The organism is Streptomyces humi, from assembly GCF_001005085.2.
Lineage (GTDB): Bacteria > Actinomycetota > Actinomycetes > Streptomycetales > Streptomycetaceae > Streptomyces > Streptomyces humi.
This window is the reverse complement of sequence record NZ_LBMU02000079.1, coordinates 119,521-138,940: the sequence shown is the minus strand read 5'-3', so window position 1 is coordinate 138,940 and position 19,420 is coordinate 119,521. Positions and strand designations below refer to the sequence as shown.

Below are 19,420 nucleotides of genomic sequence, written 5' to 3'. Positions count from 1 at the left end.
TACGGGAGTTACTGGCCGACCCGGCCCGGCTGAAGCGTCCGGGTGAACAGCACGGTGCCGTCGTACTCCCGCAGACGCACCGTCAGTTCCCCGCTGTCGCCGTCGATGTCGACCTCGCCGAAGAACTGGTAGCCCTCGGCGGGTGACACGTTCGAGGCGGTCGGCGCCTTGACGAACACCCGGTCGGGTCCGAACGTGCCGTCCAGTGCGCTGGCCGGGAACGCGCCGGCGTTCAGCGGACCCGAGACGAACTCCCAGAACGGCGCGAAGTCCTTGAACGCGGCCCGCGACGGGTCGTAGTGCTGTGCCGAGGTGTGGTGCACGTCGGCCGTCAGCCACACCGTGCCGGTGATCTTCCGGTGCTTGACGTGCCGCAGCAGCTCCGCGATCTGCAACTCCCGGCCGAGCGGGGCACCCGGGTCGCCCTGGGCGACGGCCTCGAAGTTCGCCTTGCCCTCGACCGGGTCGGGCACGACCAGCCCGAGCGGCATGTCCGCGGCGATGACCTTCCACACCGCACGCGACCGGGACAGCTCGCGCTTCAGCCACTCCAGCTGCTCGGCGCCGAGGATGCCCTGCGGGTCGGTCGTCTGGTCGTCGGGGGAGTTGGCGTTGCGGTAGGTCCGCATGTCGAGCACGAACACGTCGAGGAGCGGACCGTGGTGGTGGACGCGGTAGATCCGGCCGTCGGGACGGCCGCTGATCGTGGAGATCGGGAAGTACTCGGAGAACGCCTGCCGGGACCGCACCGCCATGTCGTCCAGCTCGGTGCCGGCGGGATAGGCGGTGCCGGTGCCGATGACCTCGCCCGGGTACCAGTTGTTGCGGACCTCGTGGTCGTCCCACTGGATGACGTTCGGCACCTGGGCGTTGAACCGGCGCAGCGCCCGGTCCAGCAGGTTGTAGCGGAAGTTGCCGCGGAAGTCGTCCAGGGTGACGGCGACGTGCGACTTCGCCTCGGAGGTGACGTTGCGGTACAGGCTGCCGTCGGGCAGCGCCTGCGTCGCCGAGATCACACCGTCGGCGTAGATGTTGTCGCCGCTGCACAGGAAGAAGTCGGGGTCCACCTTCGCCATCGCGTCGAAGATGCGGTAACCGCCGATGGACTCGTCGATGCCCCAGCCCTGCCCGGCCAGGTCGCCGGACCACACGAACCGCACGCCCTGGCGGCGGCGCGTGGACGCGGTGCGGAAGGTGCCGGCGACCGGCTCGCCGGTGCGGCGCGGGTCGTCGGGGTCGGCGAGCAGCACGCGGTAGTGGATCTGCTCGCCGGACGGCAGTCCGTGCAGCCTGGTGGTACCGGTGAAGTCGCTGCCGGCGCCGAGCAGCGGGCCGTGCCACCTGCGGGCGTGGCGGAACGACTCGGTGGCCGAGGTCTCCACGATCATCCGGGCCGGCCGGTCCGAACGGACCCACACCAGGCCGGAGTCGGCGGTCACGTCGCCCGCCTGCACGCCCCAGTCCGCGCGGGGCCGCCCGGACAGTGCGAACGCCGGCGCCGAACCGAGCGCCGTGGGCAGGGCCAGGGCCGCCGACGCGGCGAGGGAGCCGCGCAGCACGCTGCGGCGGCCGGGGAGCGAAAGGGACATGGGAAGGGCCTCCAGGACGGGATCCGGCCAATGTGCACCGCCACAACTACTGGGGCGTCGCGGCGCACACGGAAACCACGGGTGAACTCTGACCACGCGCGGGCCGTCACCCGCCGGGTGCCGCCGCCAGGAGGGATTCCGGGGTGGGTGGGTGGCGGTGCGTTCGGTGCGGCTCCGGGTGGCGGTGCGGTCGGTGCGGCTCCGGGTGGCGGTGCGGTCGGTGCGGCTCCGGGCGCACTGGAGAAGAGCGAGGGCACCGACGGGCCCGGCGCGCGGTCCGCCCGGTCACCTCGCGGACGCGGGAGGCCGGGCGCACGGGGCGGGTGACCGGCCGGCTGCCGGAGGTGACGGGGCGTCGGCCGCCGTCCGTCAGCGGCTGCCGTCCAGGATGACGCGGGCGACCAGGGCCGGGTCGTCGTTCATCGGGCAGTGGCCGCAGCCGGGCAGCCGGATCAGCCGGGCCTTGGGAATGATCTGCTTGGCGCGGACGCCCTGGCGGCGCACCAGCAGCAGGTCCCGGGTGCCCCAGCCCACGGTCACCGGCACGCCGGGGATGTCGTCGGTGAACTGGACGGCGGCGCCCGCCCGCAGGGTGTCGGCGAACCCGGTGGCCCGCGCGAGCGCGACGGTCTCGGCGACCACGGCCTCGGGTGAACGGCGCGCCGGACGGGCGTAGATGGTGCTCGTCAGGGCCGTCCGCCCGGCGGCCGTCCGGGACAGCTTCTCCACGAGCGGGAGCGGCAGGCGCTCCGCGATCCGGCGCATGGCGATGAGCACACTGAAGGCGTAGCGCCGCTCGGCCTGCGACCAGAACCCGGCCGGGGAGAGCGCGGTGACGGACCGTACGAGCTTCTCGCGGCCCAGTTCCAGGGCCAGCAGCCCGCCGAGCGAGTTGCCCGCCACGTGCGGCCGGTCCAGCTCCAGCGCCTCGAACAGGGCGCCCAGCACGGCGTTGGTGGTCGGCAGGTCGTAGGTGAGGCCGGCGGGCAGGCCGGGGGAGGCGCCGAAGCCGGGCAGGTCCACGGCGATCACGTCCCGCTCGGTCGCGAGGATGTCCACCACCGGGTCCCAGGCCTGCCGGTGATGCCCTATGCCGTGGATCAGCACCAGGGGTTCACCGCGGCCCACGCGCGCGTAGGAGACGGTCACGTCCTGCTGACCGTGCGGGGTCGCGACCTTGAAGGAGACGGTGGCGGACATGGGGACTCCTCGTCTGGCGGCTTCGGCGGACGCCGTAGACAGCTTGTCAGCAATTGCTACTGGCGGGTAGTCCCCGGTGGGGCGTGTCGCGCCCGGCAGCCCTTCGGCCGCCGGCGGCCCGCGGACCATTCTGGGCGGCAGGTCCGGTGTCCGGGCCGATTCCGCCTGGACAGGCGGGAACGTGTCGGATGGGATGGTGCCGTGACCACCGACACCCTCACCGATGTCTTCGAGGAACACCGTCCCGTCCTCATGGGAGTCGCCTACCGCATGCTCGGCCGGGTGGCCGACGCGGAGGACGTGGTCCAGGACGCCTGGCTGCGCTGGTCCGGCGGCGACCGGGGCGAGGTGCGCGAGCCCCGCGGCTACCTCGTGCGCGTCACCACCCGGCTCGCCATCGACCGGCTCCGGCAGATCCGGACGCGAGGCGAGAGCTATGTCGGGCCCTGGCTGCCCGAGCCGTACGTCACCGACTTCGGCGCCACCGCGCCCGACACCGCGGAACGGGCCGAGCTGGCCGACTCCGTCTCGCTCGCGGTCCTCGTCGTCCTCGAATCGCTGTCGCCCCTGGAGCGCGCGGTGTTCGTGCTGCGCGAGGCCTTCGGCTACCCGCACGCCGAGATCGCCGCCATGCTCGACCGGGGCGAGGCCGCGGTGCGCCAGCTCGCCGGCCGCGCCCGGCGCCACGTCGACGAACGGCGGCCGCGCTACGCGGTGGACCCGGCCCAGCGTCGGGACCTCACCGAGCGGTTCCTCGCCGCCGCTGCCGAGGGCGATCTGGAGGGGCTGATGTCGCTGCTCGCGCCGGACGTCCGCCTGGTGAGCGACGGCGGCGGCAAGGCCACGGCGGCACTCCGCGTCATCGACACCCCCGTCAAGGTCGGCCGGTTCCTCGTCGGCGTGGCCCGCAAGGAAGGGGCCGGGCTGTCCTTCCGGCCCATGGAGGTCAACGGCGGCTTCGCCGTCCTCCTGCTGGCCGGGGACAGGCCCGACAGCGTGGTCCAGCTGGACGTCGCCGACGGTCTGGTCCGGGCTGTCCACGTCATCCGCAACCCGGACAAGCTGCGGTCCCTGCGACCCCTCTGATCCCGGGCGGCGCACGGCTCCCCTCGGTGACCGCCGTACGACGGGAGCTTTGCCGCCATGTCACGAAAAGCACCCCGCGCGAACGCCTCGTGAACGCTGCGCCGTGCCACCGCTGTGCGTTGGCCAAGGGTTCGAGGATTGGTATTGACCAAGGGTGTGCGCCGTCCTATGGTCGCAGATAAGTACAACAACCTTTAATAAACAAGGGCGCTTAAAACGCCGCCGGACCACGGCGATTGCGGAGGACAGGGTGGGGACCACGCAGCTGGAAACGGTGCCGGAACCGAAATACTGGCATCTCAGGACCGTGCTCAGTGAGGCACTCGACTCGGAGTTCTCGGTCGGTGAGATCCTGCCCAACGAGCGCGACCTCGCCGCCCGCTTCGGCGTGGCCCGCGCCACCCTCCGTCAGGCCCTCGAACAGCTCGAACTGGAAGGCCGCCTCCAGCGTCGCCGCGGTGTCGGTACGACGGTCGCGCCCCCGCGCGTGGGTGTGGCGGTGGGCACCGACCAGCACGCCTGGCCGGGTGCTCCGGACGACGCCTGGCAGCCCGTCGACTGCACCCTCGCGGTGCCGCCCGCCGCCGTCGCGACCGCGCTGGAGACCGGCACGGACGAACCCGTGCACGTCGTGCGGCGCTCCCGCGTCTCCCACGGCCAGCCCGTCGCCGCCGAACTGCTCTACGTCCCGGCGTCCGCCGTCCCGGACCTCACGGCGATCGACGCCCCCGCCGGAGCGGCACGCGCGCGTGCGGTACTGCGCGAACTCCAGCACCTGGAGCTGGACGGGCGGGACAGCGCCGTGGAACTCGGCTCGGCCCGCGCGGACGACGCCAAGGAACTCGACCGGCTGCCCGGCGCCCCGGTCCTGGTCGTCACCACCCGCTTCCTCGCCGCCGGCCGCACCGCCGCGCTGTCCGTCGCCACCTACCGCGCGGACACCTGCCGGCTGACCTTCGGGGCCTCCGGCGGGGTGGAGATCCACCACGGCCCCGAACGCCAGGCCTCGTAGCGACCGCGCCCACACCGACGAGCCGCGCCCCGGAACCCCTCCGAGGCGCGCGACGTTTCCTCACCGGGCGGCCTCACCGGGCGGCCTCACCGGGCGGCCTCACCGGGCGGCCTCACCGGGCGACCTCACCGGGCGACCTCACCGGGCGGCCTCACCGGGCGGCGGTGCGGGGATTCGGACCGTCCGCGCACCTGGCCTCCCCGGCGCTCAGCGGCGGGCCGTGACCGTCCCGTCGACCGCGAACAACTGCTCCTCCACGTGGTCCAGGGCAAGCCGCAGCGCGCCCGTCGCCACCGCCGCCTCGCCGAGGAGGGAGAGGGCCACCCGGGGCGGCCGCAGACAGTACCGCGCGAGTTCACGGCGCAGTGGCTCCAGGACGCCGTCCAGCCCCGCCGCCCAGCCGCCGATCACCACCAGCTCCGGGTCCAGCGCCAGCACCAGCGCCGCCACGTCGTGGACCAGCCGCTGTATGAACCGGTCGACGGCGGCCCGCGCCCGCGTGTCCCCCTTCCGGGCCAGCGCGAACACCTCGGCGACCGCCTGCTCGTCCAGCGGATGCAGCGGCTCGTCGGTCGTCGACAGCAGCGTCTCCGGGGTGACCTCGCGCCCCAGCAGATGCAGCGCGCCGATCTCCCCGGCCGCGCCACCGTAGCCGCGGTGCAGGCGCCCACCGATCAGCGAACCCGCGCCCGGACTGAGCCCCGCCAGCACCATGACCACGTCGTCGGACTCGGTGGCGGCGCCCTTCCAGTGCTCGGCCACGGCCGCCGCGTTGGCGTCGTTCTCCACCAGCACCGGACACTTGAAGGACCGGCTCAGCCGCTCACCGAGCCGCAGTCCGGTCCACTGGGGCAGCGCGGTGCCCAGCCGTACCCGGCCGTCCGCCTCGACGATCCCGGGCGTGCCGACCCCGACGGCCCGCAGCGAACCGCGTGCCACCCCGGCCCGGCGCAGCAACTCGGCGACCGCGGTGCGCAGCCGCTCCAGGCGCTCGTCCGCGTCGGCCGCCTCGTCCACGTCCTTGGCCTGAGCCCCCAGCACCCGGCCGTCCAGATCGGCCAGCAGCGCGGCCACCCGGTGCGGCCCGATCTCCAGTCCCAGCAGATGCCCGGCCTCGGCGCGGAACCGGTACCGCCGCGCCGGCCGCCCCTGGCGCCGTGCGGCACCCTCCTCGGCCGCCTTCTCCACCACCAGACCGGCTTCGATCAGCCCCTCGACGACGCCCTCCACCGTCGGCCGGGACAGCCCGGTGACCCGGGTGATCTCGGTGAGCGTCGCGCAGTCGGTGGCCCGCAGCGCGTGCAGCACCACCGCGGAGTTGATCCTCCGCAACAGAGACGGATCACCGCCGGTCAGCCCCGCCAACGTCCGTCCTCCCAGCTAGCTCCGCGTGTTGGCCGGATCGTACTTCGCCGCCACCGACCCGGGCGAGTGCCCGGCACCCACGACCCTCGAAAGATCCGCACGCCGGGGCGCCACCCCGGGAGTGCTCGGCCGCCGGTACCGGGCCGGCGGGACGCCTGACAGCCCGCCAATTGTCAGTGGGACCGGCTTTACTGCATCACATGGACATCGCGAAGTGCCTCGCCGTGATAGACGAGCTGTGCGCGGCGGACTTCCCGAGGCAGTACGGCCGGACGGCGGTCGGCGAGGGCGGCCCGGGGTACCTGACCGCGGAGTTACAGACGAGCGGCGACTTCTACGAGGACGGCGGGAGCGAGCGGGAAGAGACGGAGGCGCAGTACGAGGCCGACCGGGACGCGCTGGGGGAGCGGCTCCGCGGGAAGTGGGGACCGGCCCAAAAGTTCAGCCTGTACAGCACCTTCGAGCGAGGCGTGGACGGCGAGGACCTCGACGAGCCCTGGGCCTCGCTCAGCGACCACGTCCCGGACGTACATCTCTGGCGGACGGACGCCGGCCGCTGGGTCGCCCTCGGCGTCTCCCAGTGGGACACCGAACTGCCTTTCCAGCTGCTGGCCGTCGTCACCGTCATGGACCCACCCTGAGAAGGCGGCCCGGCCGCCCGGCCCGGCCCACCGGAGCTGTCGACAGAGCGTGCTCCGGAACGAGCAGGGCAGGTTCGCCGGCCGCCTCTCCGGGCCGGAAGCCGAACTCCGGACGAGGGCAGCGGGATCACGGGACGGTGTTCGTCGTGGCCTGCCGCAGGCGGCCGTACTCCTCCGCCATCGTCGCCGCCGTCCAGTGTGCGTTCAGGCCGCTGGGGTTCGGGAGTACCCACAGCCGGGTCTGCCCGATCGTCCGTTCCTGCGGCCCCACCTGGGCCGTGCGGTCGGCGAAGGCGGCGCGGTAGGCCGTGACGCCGACCACCGCCAGCCACTTCGGGCGGACCCGCGTCACCTTGACCGTCAGGAGCCGGCCGCCCTCGGTGTACTCCGCCGCCGTCAGTTCGTCGGCCCGCGCGGTCGCCCGCGCCACCACGTTGGTGATGCCGAGCCCGTAGGACGGCAACTCACCCTGCTCCTCCGGCTTCAGCAGCCGCGGGGTGAAACCGGACAGGTGCAGCACCGGCCAGAAGCGGTTGCCGGGACGCGCGAAGTGGTGGCCGGTGGCCGCCGTCATCAGGCCCGGGTTGATGCCGCAGAACAGGACACGGAGGCCGTCCGCGATGACGTCCGGGACGAGCCGGTCGCGGGCGGCCTCCAGTTCCGCCGCCGTGAAGCGGGTCAGAGGATCGCCCCCGGCGTGTAGCCCGCGGCCTCCGGGTGCTGCTTCGCGATCTCCTCGATCCGGCCGACGACGACACCGACCTGGGCGGCCGCCGCTCCGGTGAAGGACAGCTTGTCGGCCATCAGGGCGGCCAGCTGCTCGCGGTCGAGCGGCAGCCGCTCGTCGGCGGCCAGCTTGTCGAGCAGGTCGTTGCGCTCGGCGCCCTGCTCCCGCATCGCGAGGGCGGTGGCGACGGCGTTCTCCTTGATCGCCTCGTGGGCCACCTCCCGGCCGACACCCGCGCGCACCGCGCCCATCAGCACCTTGGTGGTGGCGAGGAACGGCAGGTAGCGGTCCAGCTCACGCGCGACGACGGCGGGGAAGGCGCCGAACTCGTCGAGGACCGTCAGGAACGTCTCCAGCAGACCGTCCAGGGCGAAGAACGCGTCCGGCAGGGCCACCCGGCGCACCACCGAGCAGGACACGTCCCCCTCGTTCCACTGGTCGCCCGCCAGTTCGCCGGTCATCGAGGCGTAGCCGCGCAGGATGACCATCAGGCCGTTGACGCGCTCGCAGGACCGCGTGTTCATCTTGTGCGGCATCGCCGAGGAGCCCACCTGGCCCGGCTTGAAGCCCTCCGTCACCAGCTCGTGCCCGGCCATCAGCCGGATCGTCTTGGCCAGCGAGGACGGCGCCGCGGCCAGCTGCACCAGCGCGGTCACCACCTCGTAGTCCAGCGAGCGCGGGTACACCTGGCCGACCGAGGTGAACGCCTGCGAGAAGCCCAGGTGCCCGGCGATCCGGTGCTCCAGCTCGGCCAGCTTCGCCGCGTCCCCACCCAGCAGGTCCAGCATGTCCTGGGCGGTGCCCACCGGGCCCTTGATGCCGCGCAGCGGGTACCGGGACAGGAGCTCCTCGACCCGCCCGTACGCCACCAGCAGCTCGTCGGCGGCGGTCGCGAACCGCTTGCCGAGGGTGGTGGCCTGTGCCGCCACGTTGTGGGAGCGGCCGGCCATGACCAGCTCGGCGTGATCGCCCGCCAGCCTGCCCAGCCGCGCCAGGACGGCCACCGTGCGGTCGCGCACCAGCTCCAGCGAGAGCCGGATCTGCAACTGCTCCACGTTCTCCGTGAGGTCCCGGGAGGTCATGCCCTTGTGCACGTGCTCGTGGCCGGCGAGGTCGTTGAACTCCTCGATGCGCGCCTTCACGTCGTGCCGGGTGACCTTCTCGCGCTCGGCGATCGAGGCCAGGTCGACGGTGTCGAGGACGCGTTCGTAGTCGGCGATCGCCGCGTCCGGCACCTCGATCCCGAGGTCCTTCTGGGCCCGCAGCACGGCGAGCCAGAGCTGCCGCTCCAGCTTCACCTTCTGCTCGGGCGACCAGAGCGTGGCGAGCTCGGCGGAGGCGTAGCGTCCGGCGAGGACGTTCGGGATGCGGGGCTTGGCGGCTGCGGCAGAAGTCACGTGTACGGATTCTACTGGTCGATTCGTGCAGGCCAGCGCCATGGGCCCAGTCGTGCGAAGCTACGAGAGCCGCGTCACGGCTGGGGCAGGTCGGCCAGCTCCGCCAGGACGTCCGCGTGGCACGGCTCCGGGGCGCACCAGCAGGCCAGCGTCCGTCCGCGCAGGTCGGCCACCAGTTCCAGCAGTTCGGGCCGCTCCAGCAGGTACGCCCGGTACATCGCCATCACCTCGGTCCGGGTGCCGTCCCGCTTCCTCTTCGGGATGTCGTAGGCGAAGGGGTTGCGGAGCGGGTGGGCGGGGAGGTCCCAGCCGCCCATGGTCCAGCGGCGGCCGACGTAGACGACGTCCGCGGGGGCGTGCTCCAGCCGGGGGCCGAAGTCGTGGATCAGGCCCCGGACACTGATGACCCGTGTGGACACAGGACCGACGCTACGCCTCGTACGGCAGCAGCTCCGGCCGCTTCGGCGCGCGGCCGTCGCCGGAGGAGCGGCCGGTGAGCCGGCGGCCTATCCAGGGCAGCAGGTACTGCCGGGTGAAGCGGACGTCCTCGACGCGGCGCGCGGCCCAGCCGGGCGGTGCCGTGGCCGGTATCGGCGTGCGCCACTCGGTGTCCTCGGGGTCGTAGCCGAGGCTCTGCCACACCGCCTCGGCGACCCTGCGGTGCCCCTCGGGCGTCAGATGCAGCCGGTCCACGTCCCACAGCCGGGGGTCGGCCAGCGAGGGCGCGCCGTACAGGTCGACCACGCGGGCGCCGTGCCGCCCGGCGAGTTCCTCGACGATCTCGAACAGCGCCTCCATGCGGGGCCGGAACCGTTCGAGGACCGGACCGTTGCGGCCTGGGCTGCGCATCAGCACCAGCTGCTCGCAGGCCGGCGCCAGCCGCTCCACTGCCTCGGTGAGCAGATCCCGGACGCGCTGCATGTCGCACTTGGGGCGCAGCGTGTCGTTGAGGCCGCCGACCAGGGTGATCACGTCGGGCCGCATCGCGACCGCCACGTCCACCTGCTCCTCGACGATCTGTCCGATCAGCTTCCCGCGCACCGCGAGGTTCGCGTAGCGGAAACCGGGGGTGCGGGCGGCCATCCGGTTGGCGAGGACGTCGGCCCAGCCCCGGTAGGAGCCGTCGGGCAGCAGGTCCGACATGCCCTCGGTGAAGGAGTCGCCGACCGCGACCAGGCTGGAGTGTGCGGGAGGCACGGAATTCGTCTGCATGGCGACGGAAATGGTATCCCGAGGCGCATACCCGTCAGTCGGTCCGGTGGCGCCCCGAAGGGAAACGGGAATCGTGCGAGCGGCCGCGGCGGTGCCGCGCACGGTCCGAGGACCGCGCGCGGCACCCTCCGTGGAGCGGTCACGCACGCTGCCCGAACAGTTCCCGCAGCACGTCCTCCATGGTCACCAGGCCCGCCATCCGCCCGTCGTCGCCGAGCACGCCCGCCACGTGGGTACGGCTGCCGCGCATCGCGGTGAGCACGTCGTCCAGCGGTGTGTTCTCGCGCACACGGGCGATGGGCCGCATGTCGCGCAGCCGGAACGCCACGTCCTGGGGCGAGGCGTCCAGCGCGTCCTTGACGTGCAGATAACCGACGATCCGCCGTACCTCGTCGACCACCGGGAAACGGGAGAAGCCGGACTCCGCCGACAGCCGCTCCAGTTGCTCCGGGGTGACGCCCACGCGCGCGTAGACGACCCGTTCCAGCGGTACGACCACGTCCCGCACGGGGCGGCGGCCCAGTTCCAGGGCGTCGTGCAGCCGCTCCTGCGCCCGGTCGTCGATCAGGCCCGCCTCGCTGGCGTCCTTGACGATCTCGGCGAGCTCGGCGTCCGTGAAGGTCGCCGAGACCTCGTCCTTGGTCTCCACCCGGAGCAGCTTGAGCAGGGTGTTGGCGAAGGCGTTGACCGTGAAGATCACCGGCCGCAGCGCCCGCGACAGCGTGACCAGCGGCGGTCCGAGGAGCAGCGCGCTGCGCACCGGCTCGGCCAGTGCCACGTTCTTCGGCACCATCTCGCCCAGCAGCATGTGCAGGTAGGTGGCCACGGCGAGCGCGATCACGAAGGACACGACGTGGCCCGCGCTCTCGGGCACGCCGACCGTGTGGAACACCGGCTCCAGCAGATGCTCGATCGCGGGCTCCGCGACCACGCCCAGCACCAGCGTGCACAGCGTGATGCCGAGCTGGGCGGCGGCCAGGAGCGCGGAGACGTGCTCCAGGCCCCACAGCACGCTCTTGGCCCGCCGGTCGCCCGCCTCGGCGTACGGCTCGATCTGGGAGCGGCGCACCGAGATCAGCGCGAACTCGGCACCGACGAAGAAGGCGTTCACGACCAGCGTCGCCAGCCCGATCAACAGCTGTACGGCGGTCATCGGTGCGCCTCCCGCTCCGTCTCGTCGTCCAGCGGGGCGTGCAGCAGCACCCGGGCCGCTCGCCGCCCCGCCGCGTCCACCACGTCCAGCCGCCATCCGGCGACCTCGACACCGTCCCCGGCCTCGGGTATCCGGCCCAGCTCGGCCGCGACCAGACCGGCCAGCGTCTCGTACGGCCCCTCGGGCGCCCGCAGGCCCACGCGCGCGAGCTGGTCCATCCGGGCCGCGCCGTCCGCCGAGTACAGCGCGCGGCCCTGTTCGTCCGCGCCCGCCGGGGCGAGGTCGGACGTCTCGTGCGGGTCGTGCTCGTCGCGGACCTCGCCGACGACCTCCTCGACGATGTCCTCCAGGGTGGCGACACCCGCCGTCCCGCCGTACTCGTCGATGACGACGGCCATGGTGCGCCGGCCGCCGAGGCGGTCCAGCAGCCGGTCGACGGTGAGGGACTCGGGGACCAGCAGCGGTTCGCGCATCACCTGGTCGACCCGGACCCGGGCCCGCTCCTCGGCGGGCATGGCCAGGACGTCCTTGATGTGGGCGGTGCCGACGACCGCGTCCAGGCTGTCCCGGTAGACCGGGAAGCGGGACAGGCCGGTCGCGCGGGTCGCGTTCGCCACGTCCTCGCAGGTCGCCCGGACCTCCAGGGCGACCACCTGCACGCGCGGGGTCATCACGTTCTCCGCCGTGAGGTCGGCGAGGTTCAGCGTGCGCACGAACAGTTCGGCGGTGTCCGCCTCCAGCGCGCCCTGCCTGGCGGAGTGCCGGGCCAGCGCGGCCAGCTCCTGGGGGCCGCGCGCGGAGGCCAGCTCCTCGGCGGGCTCCACGCCGAACCGTCGTACCACCCGGTTCGCTGAGTTGTTGAGATGGGTGATGAACGGCCGGAAGGCCGCGCTGAACCAGCGCTGGGCGTTGCCCACCCGCTTGGCCACGGGCAGCGGCGAGGAGATCGCCCAGTTCTTGGGCACCAGTTCACCGACGACCATCAGGAACACCGTGGACAGCGCGGTGCCGATGACCAGGCCGACCGAGCTCGCCGCCGAGGCCGAGACGCCGATCGCCTCCAGCGGGCCGGCCAGCAGCTTGGCGATGGAGGGCTCGGCGAGCATGCCGACCACGAGGTTGGTGACGGTGATGCCGAGCTGCGCCCCCGAGAGCTGGAACGTCAGGTTCCGTACGGCCTCGAGGGCGCCCGCGGCTCCGCGCTCGCCGCGCTCCACGGCGCGTTCCAGTTCGCCGCGTTCGACCGTGGTCAGCGAGAACTCGGCCGCGACGAAGGCACCGCAGGCGAGCGACAGCAGGATCGCCACCAGCAGGAGGAGCACTTCGGTCATCGGGTCACCTCCGTCCCATGATCGGACAGGGCGGACGGGACCGCGCGGTGTTGCCGGTACTGAGGACTGGGAGGCTCGCCCATGGGCGGACGCTCACACACCTTTCATCGAGGATCGGGACGACCCCTCAATGGTAAAGGATCGGCAAAGCGTTCACTCGGAGGCCTCGGCCAGCGGCTTCACCCACCGCCGCCACTTCTCCTCAGGCTGGTACCCCGCCGCGCGCCAGGCATGGTGGGCGGTCTCGTTGCGGACCAGCACCATCGCGTCACCGCGCCGCCCGCCGAGCCGTACGAAGCGCTCCTCGGCGGCCGCCAGCAGCGCCGTGCCGATGCCCCGGCGGCGCCGCTCCGGGTGCACGGCCAGCCGGTACAGGTGGCAGCGCCAGCCGTCGAAGCCCGCGATCACCGTGCCCACCAGTTCGCCGTCCAGTTCGGCGAGCAGCAGTGCCTCCGGGTCCCGGGCGACCAGGCGGTCCACCCCGCCGCGGTCGTCGCTGATGCTGGTGCCCTCGGCCGCCGTCCTCCAGAAGGCGAGCACGGCGTCCAGGTCGTCGGGCGTGGCGGCTCGTACACGAAGGTCTGTCATGCGGTGATCCCATCACAACCGCCTTTGCGGACCCGCCAATTCCAGAATGCGGACGACCCCACCGCCCAGGTCACGAGCCCCGGCCGCCTCCGTCACGCGCCCCGGCCGCCTCCGTCACGCGCCCCGGCCGCCTCCGTCACGCGCCCCGGCGGCCTCCGTCACGAGCCCCGGTCGCCCCCGTCACGCGCCCAGGCCGCCGCCGTCACACGCCCCCGCCGTCTCGGTCGCGCGCTCCCTGTCCCCGTCACGCGCCCCGCCGCACGGGTCGTCTCACTCGTGCGCGATGGCCGCCAGCACGTTCATGCGGGACGCGCGCAGCGCCGGCAGCAGCGCGGCCACGATGCCCACCACCGCCGAGCCGATCACGACCGCGACGATCGTGCCCCACGGGACCGCCAGCGCCTTCATGCCCTGGAGCGCCAGGACCCGCTGGGTGCACACGCCCCACACCAGGCCGAGCGCCAGCCCCAGGACCGCTCCGAACACCGCGATCACCACCGACTCCAGCCGGATCATCCGGCGCAGCTGCCGCCGGGCCAGCCCGATCGCGCGCAGCAGCCCGATCTCCCGGGTGCGCTCCACCACCGACAGCGCGAGCGTGTTCACCACCCCGAGCACCGCGATCACGATCGCCAGACCGAGCAGCGCGTACACCAGATAGAGCAGTACCGAGATCTGGTCGTGGACCAGCTTCTTGTAGTCGGCCTGGTCACGGACCTGCACCTGGGGGAACGGGGCGAGGGTCCGCTCCAGGTTCGCGCGGAGCCGGTCCGCGCTCGTGCCCGCGGTCCGGTTGACGTACAGCGCCGAGTCCTGGCCGCCGGGGACGTACTTCTGCACGGTGGCGATGCCGAAGAACAGCCCGCCCTGGGTGCCGAATCCGCTGCCGCCGTCCTGGTCGCTGAGGGCGCCCACCTTCATGTCCGCGGTCCTGCCGCCCGGGAACTCGACGGGGAGCACGGTGCCCAGCCGGACCCGGTGGTCCTCGGCGAAGCGGGCGTCCATGCCGAGACTGCCGGCGGCCAGCGCGGCCGCCGTGTCGCCGCCCTTGTACGCGACATGGGCGACCTGGTCGACCTGCGGGTCGTATCCCGCGGCGGTCGTGGTGACCCGCTTGCCGTCCGGCAGCCGTACCGCCACCGGCGCGAACCGCTGCCGTACGACGAGTCCCACGCCCTCGGTGCCGCGCACCCTCTCCGTGACCTCCTCGGTGAACGGCAGGAAGCTGCCGTTCTGGATCACGAAGTCGGCGCCCAGCGTCTTGTCGATCTGCTGGTCGAACGACGCGGACATGGAGGCGCTGGCCACCGACATCCCGCCGACCAGGGCGAGGCCCACCATCAGCGCGGCGGCGGTGGCGCCGGTCCGGCGCGGGTTGCGCAGGGCGTTGCGCTGGCTCATCCGGCCGACCGGGCCGAACAGGGCGGGGAAGGCCCCGCCGAGGACCCGGATCACCGGCCGGACCAGCAGCGGTCCGGCGATCACCGTCGCGATCAGGGTCAGGACGACCCCGACCCCGAGCAGCGCGGCCGCCCCGGCGGTCCTGGTGGCCGCCGCGCAGCCCGCGAGTGCCGCCGCCCCGAGTGCCCCGACGGCCGAGCCCACCACGGCCCGCACCCTCAACGGCTTGCCCACCCCGGCGATCTCGGCGTCCGCGAGCGCCGCCATCGGCGAGACGGCGGCCGCGCGCCGGGCGGGCAGGTAGGCGGCGACGAAGGTGACGCCCACCCCCACCGCGTACGCGGCGACCGGGGTGCCCCAGCCGATGACCATCTCCGTGGCCTTGAGGTTCATGCCGATCGCGGACATCAGCCCGATCAGTCCGAACGCCAGCCCGATTCCGGCGCCCAGCCCCAGCGTCGAGCCGGCCAGCCCGAGCAGCACCGCCTCGGTGAGCACGGACCGCCGGACCTGTCGCCGGTCGGCGCCCAGGGCGCGCAGCAGGCCCAGCTCGCGGGTGCGCTGGGCGATCAGCATGGAGAAGGTGTTGACGATCAGGAACACGCCGACCAGGGTCGCTATGCCCGCGAACCCGAGCATCACGTACTTGATGACGTCCAGGAAGCCGCCGAGGTCCGCCGCGGAGGACTTCGCCTGCTCGTCGGCGGTCTTCAGGTCGTACGTCCCGGTGCCGATCGCGGCGCCGATCCGGCCCTTCAGTTCGGCGTCCGTCACGCCCCCGGCCGCGTCCACCGAGATGCTGGTGGCCCGGCCGGGGGAGCCCAGCAGCTCCCTGGCGGCGACCGCCGGGTCCAGGAACACCAGCGCGGCGCCCGGGTTGGTGGTGGTGAAGGTGGCGATGCCGACGATCTCGACCCGGAAGGTGCCGGGCTGCGCCTGCACGGTCAGCGTGTCGCCGATGCGGACCTGCTTCCTGTCGGCGGTGTCCGCGTCGAGGAGGGCCTGGCCGGCGCCCCGCGGTACGTGCCCGGAGGTGAGTCGCACCGCGCTTCGGTGGGTGAGGTACCAGTCGGTGGCGATGGTCGGGGCGCCGGTGGTGGAGCCGACCGACTCGTTGTGCCGGTCGACCACCACGATGTTCTGCACGGAGACGTCCGCGTGCGCCCCGGCGACGCCGTCGACCTGCGCGACCCGGTCGGCCAGCGCGGCCGGCACGGTGCCCACGGCACCCGTGGGCACCGACGACTTGAGGTCCTGCTTCGGCTCGACCGTCACGTCGGCGGAGGTGGAGGCGAACAGCCGGTCGAAGGTGCGGGTGACGGTGTCGGAGAAGATCAGGCTGCCCGCGACGAACGCCACGGACAGGACGATGGCCAGCGCGGACAGCAGGAGCCGTCCCTTGTGGGCCAGGAAGCTCCGCAGGGTCGCCTTGAGCACCGGCTCAGTCCTCCTCGGACGCCGAGGAGCTGTCTCGCTCGGCGGGACCCCGACCCGCGGAGCCGCCGTCGGCGCCCTCGTCGCGGCCGCCGCCCTCGTCACCGCCACCGGAGAAGCGGCGCATCCGTTCCAGCACGGCCTCCGCCGTGGGTTCCTCGATCCGGTCCACGATCCGGCCGTCCGCGAGGAAGAGCACCAGGTCGGAGTGGCCGGCGGCGCTCGGGTCATGGGTGACCATCACGACCGTCTGCCCCAGCCGGTCGACGGCCTCCCGCAGGAAGCCCAGCACCTCCAGGCCCGCCCGCGAGTCCAGGTTGCCGGTCGGCTCGTCGGCGAAGATCAGCTCAGGGCGGGAGGCCAGCGCCCGGGCACAGGCCACCCGCTGCTGCTGGCCGCCGGAGAGCTGGGCCGGCCGGTGTCCCAGCCGGTCCCGCAGCCCGAGCGTGTCGATGACCTGGTCCACCCACTTCCGGTCGGGCCGGCGGCCCGCGATGTCCATGGGCAGCGTGATGTTCTCCGCCGCGTTCAGCGTGGGTATCAGGTTGAACGACTGGAACATGAACCCGATCCGGTCCCGGCGCAGCCGGGTCAGCTCGCGCTCCTTGAGCCCGGTGATCTCGGTGCCGCCGAGCCAGACCTGGCCGGCCGACACGTCGTCCAGCCCCGCCAGGCAGTGCATCAACGTGGACTTCCCGGAACCCGACGGACCCATCACCGCGGTGAAGCGGCCGCGGGCGATGTCCACGTCCACCGAGTCCAGCGCGAGCACGGCCGTCTCACCCGCCCCGTAGGCCTTGGTCAGCCCGCGCGCGCGGGCCGCGATCGCGTCGGCTGCGGGTGCCTGAGCAGCAGGTGTCGACAAGACTGCCTCCCTCGCTGGCGTGCGCTGGCGCGGACCTCTTCGTCCGGGGCGAGCGTAGTGTGACCCGTCCCACAGGAGGTATCACTTTTCGATTCCGATGCGCGCTTGCCGTTGCTAGCGCTCCGGCGCTAGCTTCGAGGTATGGCTAAGACCCAGCTGAACGTGCGGGTGGACGAGGGCACCGCCAAGGCCGCCCGCGAACGCGCCCTCGCGCGGGGCATGAGTGTCAACCGCTACATAGAGGAACTGGTCATGCAGGACACGGGTGAAGCGGGCCGGACGTTCGTCGAGGCCGCCGCCGACTTCATGAAGCAGTACGAGTCCGTCTTCGCCGAGGAGTTCGGCGAGCCCCACGGTACCGACACCGCCGACAAGACCGAAGGCCGTCACTGATCCCTTGAGCGATGTGACCATCGACCTCGCCTGGCTCCTCATGCTCGCCGAACAGAAGACCCCAGGTGACCCCCAGGTCACCGACTGGGGAGCGCTGATCGCGGCCGTGGCCCGGCACCAGGCCGAGATATTCGACGTCCCCGTCTACGACACCCCGCACGCCCGCGCCGCGGCCCTGCTGCAACTTCTGATCCACGTCCCGGCGCTGGAACGCTCGAACGCGCTGTTCGCGTCCTCCGTCGCCTACGCGTACCTGGTCGCGAGCGGCCTGAAGGTCGCCACCTCGCCCGAGCAGGTCCGTGACCTGGCCCGGCTCGTCAAGTCCGGCGAGGCCGGTGTCGCCGACATCGCCGAGGAACTGCGCCGCTGGAGCCTGTGAGCGGTCCCCGCTGCGAGGGGTACGCCTCGGGCGCGGTCCTCGCTGTGAGCGGTGTGTCCTGCGCGCGGTACTCGCTGCGAGCGGTACTCAGGCCCCGGGCTCCGGTGGCCGGCGTGCGACGCCGAGGACGCAGTACGAGGACGGCAGCCGCGGCCCGGCCCCCGGCACCAGCAGCTGCTGGTAGGGGCCGAGTTCGAACCCGGCCGCGCGCAGCGCCGTGACCGGGTCGCGGGCGAGGTGGCAGCCGCCTGCCAGGACCGGCCACACCGTCCGGTCCAGGGCCCGCTGGGTGAACCGCATCGCCGGCCCGCCGCCCCGGCCGTGCTCGAAGAACCGCAGCTCACCACCCGGCCGCAGCACCCGCCGTGCCTCGGCGAGCGCCCGCGGCACGTCCCGGACGCTGCACAGCACCAGGGACAGCACCGCCGCGTCGTAGGCCTCGCTCTTGACCGGCAGCGCCTCCGCCGCGCCCGGCACCACGTCCACCGGGACCTCGGCGCGCACGGCGGCCTCCGCCGCCAGCAGTCGCAGGGTGCGCTCCGGCTCGATCGCGACGACCTCCGCGACCGCCCGCGGATACCGCGCGAAGTTCAGCCCGTTGCCCGCACCGATCTCGATCACCCGCCCGGACAGCCCGGAGAGCAGCCGCTCCCGGATCGCCGCCAGTCCGAGTCCGGTCTCGGCACGCACGCTGCACCGGGCGTAGAAGCGGGCGAACAGCGGGTGGTGGACGGGATCCCGCACCGGTGTGCCGGTACTGACGGACATCAGCCGCATGACGACCTCCCGACGGAAGCAGGTCCACGGTGATTGTCCCCCGTACGGGCCCGTCGCACCCCCGCTGCCGGCGACGACCTAGGAGATGAAGTCGTGCACCTGCTCGTACACGCCGTGGTCGTTGTTCATGTCGGTGTGCGAGATGCAGCCGACGTCGACGTTGGTCGCCCCGCTCAGCTCCGCCGAGGTGTCGGGGTCGATCGCCGCGTCGCAGTCCGACCAGTACGCGGCGTAGGAGACGCTGCCCGGTGTCTCGTCACCGGAGTTGAGGGCGGTCAGGAAGGAACTGCCGGTCGTCATCTCCTTGCAGGAGGTGTAGAGCCATCCGCACAGCGAGGCGACGCTCGTCCCGTGGTTCACCCCGGCGACCGACACGAAGTGGTCCACGTACGAGGTCCCGCCGAGGTTCTTGAGGTAGTAGCGGCTGTTGAGCGCGCCCATGGAGTGGACCACCAGGTCCACCTTGGAGGCGCCCGTCTTGGAGAGGACGGACTGGATGTAGCTGGACAGCGTCGAGGCGGTGGTGACGTTCGACTTGGTCCAGTCGTACGAGATCGCGTACAGCTCGGAGGACGAGTAGCCGTCCGCCTCGAAGTCCGCGATCCAGTCGTCCCAGCTGGTGGAGTCGCTGCTCAGGCCGTGCACGAACACGATCGGGTCGTGGCTCGCCGCGTGCGCGGGAGTCGTGGCCAGGGGGAGTGACAGAAGGAGCGAACCGGCAATCGCCGACAGAGCCGTTGCGATGCGACGCTTGGCGCGTTGCATGATGCCTCCTGAAACGGGTGGGGTTGTTCAGGAGTGTCAGGACGGGTCTACGCGCGGCGCATCGGCGAAGTCGCCAGTCTTTACGAGTCAACTAACTCGCCAGTA

Annotated in this window: 19 protein-coding genes; 5 read left to right on the top strand and 14 right to left on the bottom strand. The window is 72.6% G+C overall.

What is annotated here, in order from left to right:
- Window positions 1–8 precede the first annotated feature (8 nt).
- Both AAW13_RS31920 and AAW13_RS31915 read right to left on the bottom strand, forming a co-directional pair.
- Window positions 9–1,589, bottom strand: a complete 1,581-nt coding sequence (locus AAW13_RS31920) for an alkaline phosphatase D family protein (RefSeq protein WP_046730040.1) — start codon at window positions 1,587–1,589, stop codon at window positions 9–11.
- Between the two features lie 369 nt (window positions 1,590–1,958).
- Window positions 1,959–2,789 (bottom strand): alpha/beta fold hydrolase, encoded by an 831-nt coding sequence (locus AAW13_RS31915; protein WP_046730039.1) that lies wholly within the window; start codon window positions 2,787–2,789, stop codon window positions 1,959–1,961.
- 201 nt (window positions 2,790–2,990) lie between these two features.
- Here AAW13_RS31915 and AAW13_RS31910 point away from each other — a divergent pair, with 201 nt between their 5' ends.
- Entirely contained in the window at window positions 2,991–3,875 is an 885-nt protein-coding gene (locus AAW13_RS31910) for an RNA polymerase sigma-70 factor (protein ID WP_046730038.1), read from the top strand.
- Window positions 3,876–4,125: 250 nt separating this feature from the next.
- Window positions 4,126–4,887: a GntR family transcriptional regulator gene (locus AAW13_RS31905; protein ID WP_046730037.1), complete on the top strand. Its 762-nt coding sequence runs from the start codon at window positions 4,126–4,128 to the stop codon at window positions 4,885–4,887.
- Window positions 4,888–5,094: 207 nt separating this feature from the next.
- Here the strand turns inward: AAW13_RS31905 and AAW13_RS31900 are convergent, their stop codons facing one another.
- Window positions 5,095–6,252, bottom strand: a complete 1,158-nt coding sequence (locus AAW13_RS31900) for an ROK family transcriptional regulator (protein WP_046730036.1) — start codon at window positions 6,250–6,252, stop codon at window positions 5,095–5,097.
- Window positions 6,253–6,452: 200 nt separating this feature from the next.
- Here AAW13_RS31900 and AAW13_RS31895 point away from each other — a divergent pair, with 200 nt between their 5' ends.
- The gene (locus AAW13_RS31895; RefSeq protein ID WP_046730035.1) at window positions 6,453–6,893 is read left to right on the top strand and encodes a hypothetical protein; all 441 of its coding nucleotides are present in this window, start codon (window positions 6,453–6,455) and stop codon (window positions 6,891–6,893) included.
- A 127-nt stretch (window positions 6,894–7,020) separates the two neighbouring features.
- Here the strand turns inward: AAW13_RS31895 and mug are convergent, their stop codons facing one another.
- From mug to AAW13_RS31850, 9 genes are all read right to left on the bottom strand, one after another.
- Entirely contained in the window at window positions 7,021–7,575 is a 555-nt protein-coding gene (gene mug / locus AAW13_RS31890; protein WP_071659743.1) for a G/U mismatch-specific DNA glycosylase, read from the bottom strand.
- Window positions 7,572–9,059: an adenylosuccinate lyase gene (gene purB / locus AAW13_RS31885; protein WP_046730033.1), complete on the bottom strand. Its 1,488-nt coding sequence runs from the start codon at window positions 9,057–9,059 to the stop codon at window positions 7,572–7,574. Before purB ends, mug begins: the two co-directional genes overlap by 4 nt.
- Window positions 9,060–9,091: 32 nt before the next feature.
- Complete coding sequence (locus AAW13_RS31880) at window positions 9,092–9,436, bottom strand: DUF4326 domain-containing protein (protein WP_046730032.1); 345 nt, start codon at window positions 9,434–9,436, stop codon at window positions 9,092–9,094.
- Between the two features lie 10 nt (window positions 9,437–9,446).
- Window positions 9,447–10,229 (bottom strand): SGNH/GDSL hydrolase family protein, encoded by a 783-nt coding sequence (locus tag AAW13_RS31875; RefSeq protein ID WP_046730031.1) that lies wholly within the window; start codon window positions 10,227–10,229, stop codon window positions 9,447–9,449.
- 139 nt (window positions 10,230–10,368) lie between these two features.
- The gene (locus AAW13_RS31870) at window positions 10,369–11,382 is read right to left on the bottom strand and encodes a hemolysin family protein (RefSeq protein WP_046730030.1); all 1,014 of its coding nucleotides are present in this window, start codon (window positions 11,380–11,382) and stop codon (window positions 10,369–10,371) included.
- Window positions 11,379–12,713: a hemolysin family protein gene (locus AAW13_RS31865; protein WP_046730029.1), complete on the bottom strand. Its 1,335-nt coding sequence runs from the start codon at window positions 12,711–12,713 to the stop codon at window positions 11,379–11,381. Before AAW13_RS31865 ends, AAW13_RS31870 begins: the two co-directional genes overlap by 4 nt.
- Before the next feature lie 153 nt (window positions 12,714–12,866).
- Window positions 12,867–13,301, bottom strand: a complete 435-nt coding sequence (locus AAW13_RS31860) for a GNAT family N-acetyltransferase (RefSeq protein ID WP_046730028.1) — start codon at window positions 13,299–13,301, stop codon at window positions 12,867–12,869.
- A 270-nt stretch (window positions 13,302–13,571) separates the two neighbouring features.
- Window positions 13,572–16,139: an ABC transporter permease gene (locus AAW13_RS31855; RefSeq protein ID WP_046730027.1), complete on the bottom strand. Its 2,568-nt coding sequence runs from the start codon at window positions 16,137–16,139 to the stop codon at window positions 13,572–13,574.
- A gap of 4 nt (window positions 16,140–16,143) precedes the next feature.
- Entirely contained in the window at window positions 16,144–17,001 is an 858-nt protein-coding gene (locus AAW13_RS31850) for an ABC transporter ATP-binding protein (protein WP_046730026.1), read from the bottom strand.
- Window positions 17,002–17,142: 141 nt separating this feature from the next.
- Between AAW13_RS31850 and AAW13_RS31845 the strand changes: the two genes are divergently transcribed.
- The gene (locus AAW13_RS31845) at window positions 17,143–17,394 is read left to right on the top strand and encodes a hypothetical protein (protein ID WP_046730025.1); all 252 of its coding nucleotides are present in this window, start codon (window positions 17,143–17,145) and stop codon (window positions 17,392–17,394) included.
- Window positions 17,395–17,434: 40 nt separating this feature from the next.
- Window positions 17,435–17,773: a fic family toxin-antitoxin system, toxin component gene (locus tag AAW13_RS31840; RefSeq protein WP_420855504.1), complete on the top strand. Its 339-nt coding sequence runs from the start codon at window positions 17,435–17,437 to the stop codon at window positions 17,771–17,773.
- 87 nt (window positions 17,774–17,860) lie between these two features.
- Here AAW13_RS31840 and AAW13_RS31835 read toward each other — a convergent pair whose 3' ends face one another.
- Window positions 17,861–18,550, bottom strand: coding sequence for a class I SAM-dependent methyltransferase (locus AAW13_RS31835; RefSeq protein WP_046730023.1), 690 nt, complete (start codon window positions 18,548–18,550; stop codon window positions 17,861–17,863).
- A gap of 78 nt (window positions 18,551–18,628) precedes the next feature.
- Window positions 18,629–19,315, bottom strand: coding sequence for an esterase/lipase family protein (locus AAW13_RS31830; RefSeq protein ID WP_046730022.1), 687 nt, complete (start codon window positions 19,313–19,315; stop codon window positions 18,629–18,631).
- Window positions 19,316–19,420 lie beyond the last annotated feature (105 nt).

Coding starts and splice junctions, on each gene's coding strand:
- AAW13_RS31920 (WP_046730040.1), bottom strand. CDS start 1,589: ATGTCCCTTTCGCTCCCCGGCCGCCGCAGCGTGCTGCGCGGCTCCCTC.
- AAW13_RS31915 (WP_046730039.1), bottom strand. CDS start 2,789: ATGTCCGCCACCGTCTCCTTCAAGGTCGCGACCCCGCACGGTCAGCAG.
- AAW13_RS31895 (WP_046730035.1), top strand. CDS start 6,453: ATGGACATCGCGAAGTGCCTCGCCGTGATAGACGAGCTGTGCGCGGCG.
- purB (WP_046730033.1), bottom strand. CDS start 9,059: ATGGCGCTGGCCTGCACGAATCGACCAGTAGAATCCGTACACGTGACT.
- AAW13_RS31875 (WP_046730031.1), bottom strand. CDS start 10,229: ATGCAGACGAATTCCGTGCCTCCCGCACACTCCAGCCTGGTCGCGGTC.
- AAW13_RS31870 (WP_046730030.1), bottom strand. CDS start 11,382: ATGACCGCCGTACAGCTGTTGATCGGGCTGGCGACGCTGGTCGTGAAC.
- AAW13_RS31865 (WP_046730029.1), bottom strand. CDS start 12,713: ATGACCGAAGTGCTCCTCCTGCTGGTGGCGATCCTGCTGTCGCTCGCC.
- AAW13_RS31860 (WP_046730028.1), bottom strand. CDS start 13,301: ATGACAGACCTTCGTGTACGAGCCGCCACGCCCGACGACCTGGACGCC.
- AAW13_RS31845 (WP_046730025.1), top strand. CDS start 17,143: ATGGCTAAGACCCAGCTGAACGTGCGGGTGGACGAGGGCACCGCCAAG.
- AAW13_RS31840 (WP_420855504.1), top strand. CDS start 17,435: ATGCTCGCCGAACAGAAGACCCCAGGTGACCCCCAGGTCACCGACTGG.
- AAW13_RS31835 (WP_046730023.1), bottom strand. CDS start 18,550: ATGCGGCTGATGTCCGTCAGTACCGGCACACCGGTGCGGGATCCCGTC.
- AAW13_RS31830 (WP_046730022.1), bottom strand. CDS start 19,315: ATGCAACGCGCCAAGCGTCGCATCGCAACGGCTCTGTCGGCGATTGCC.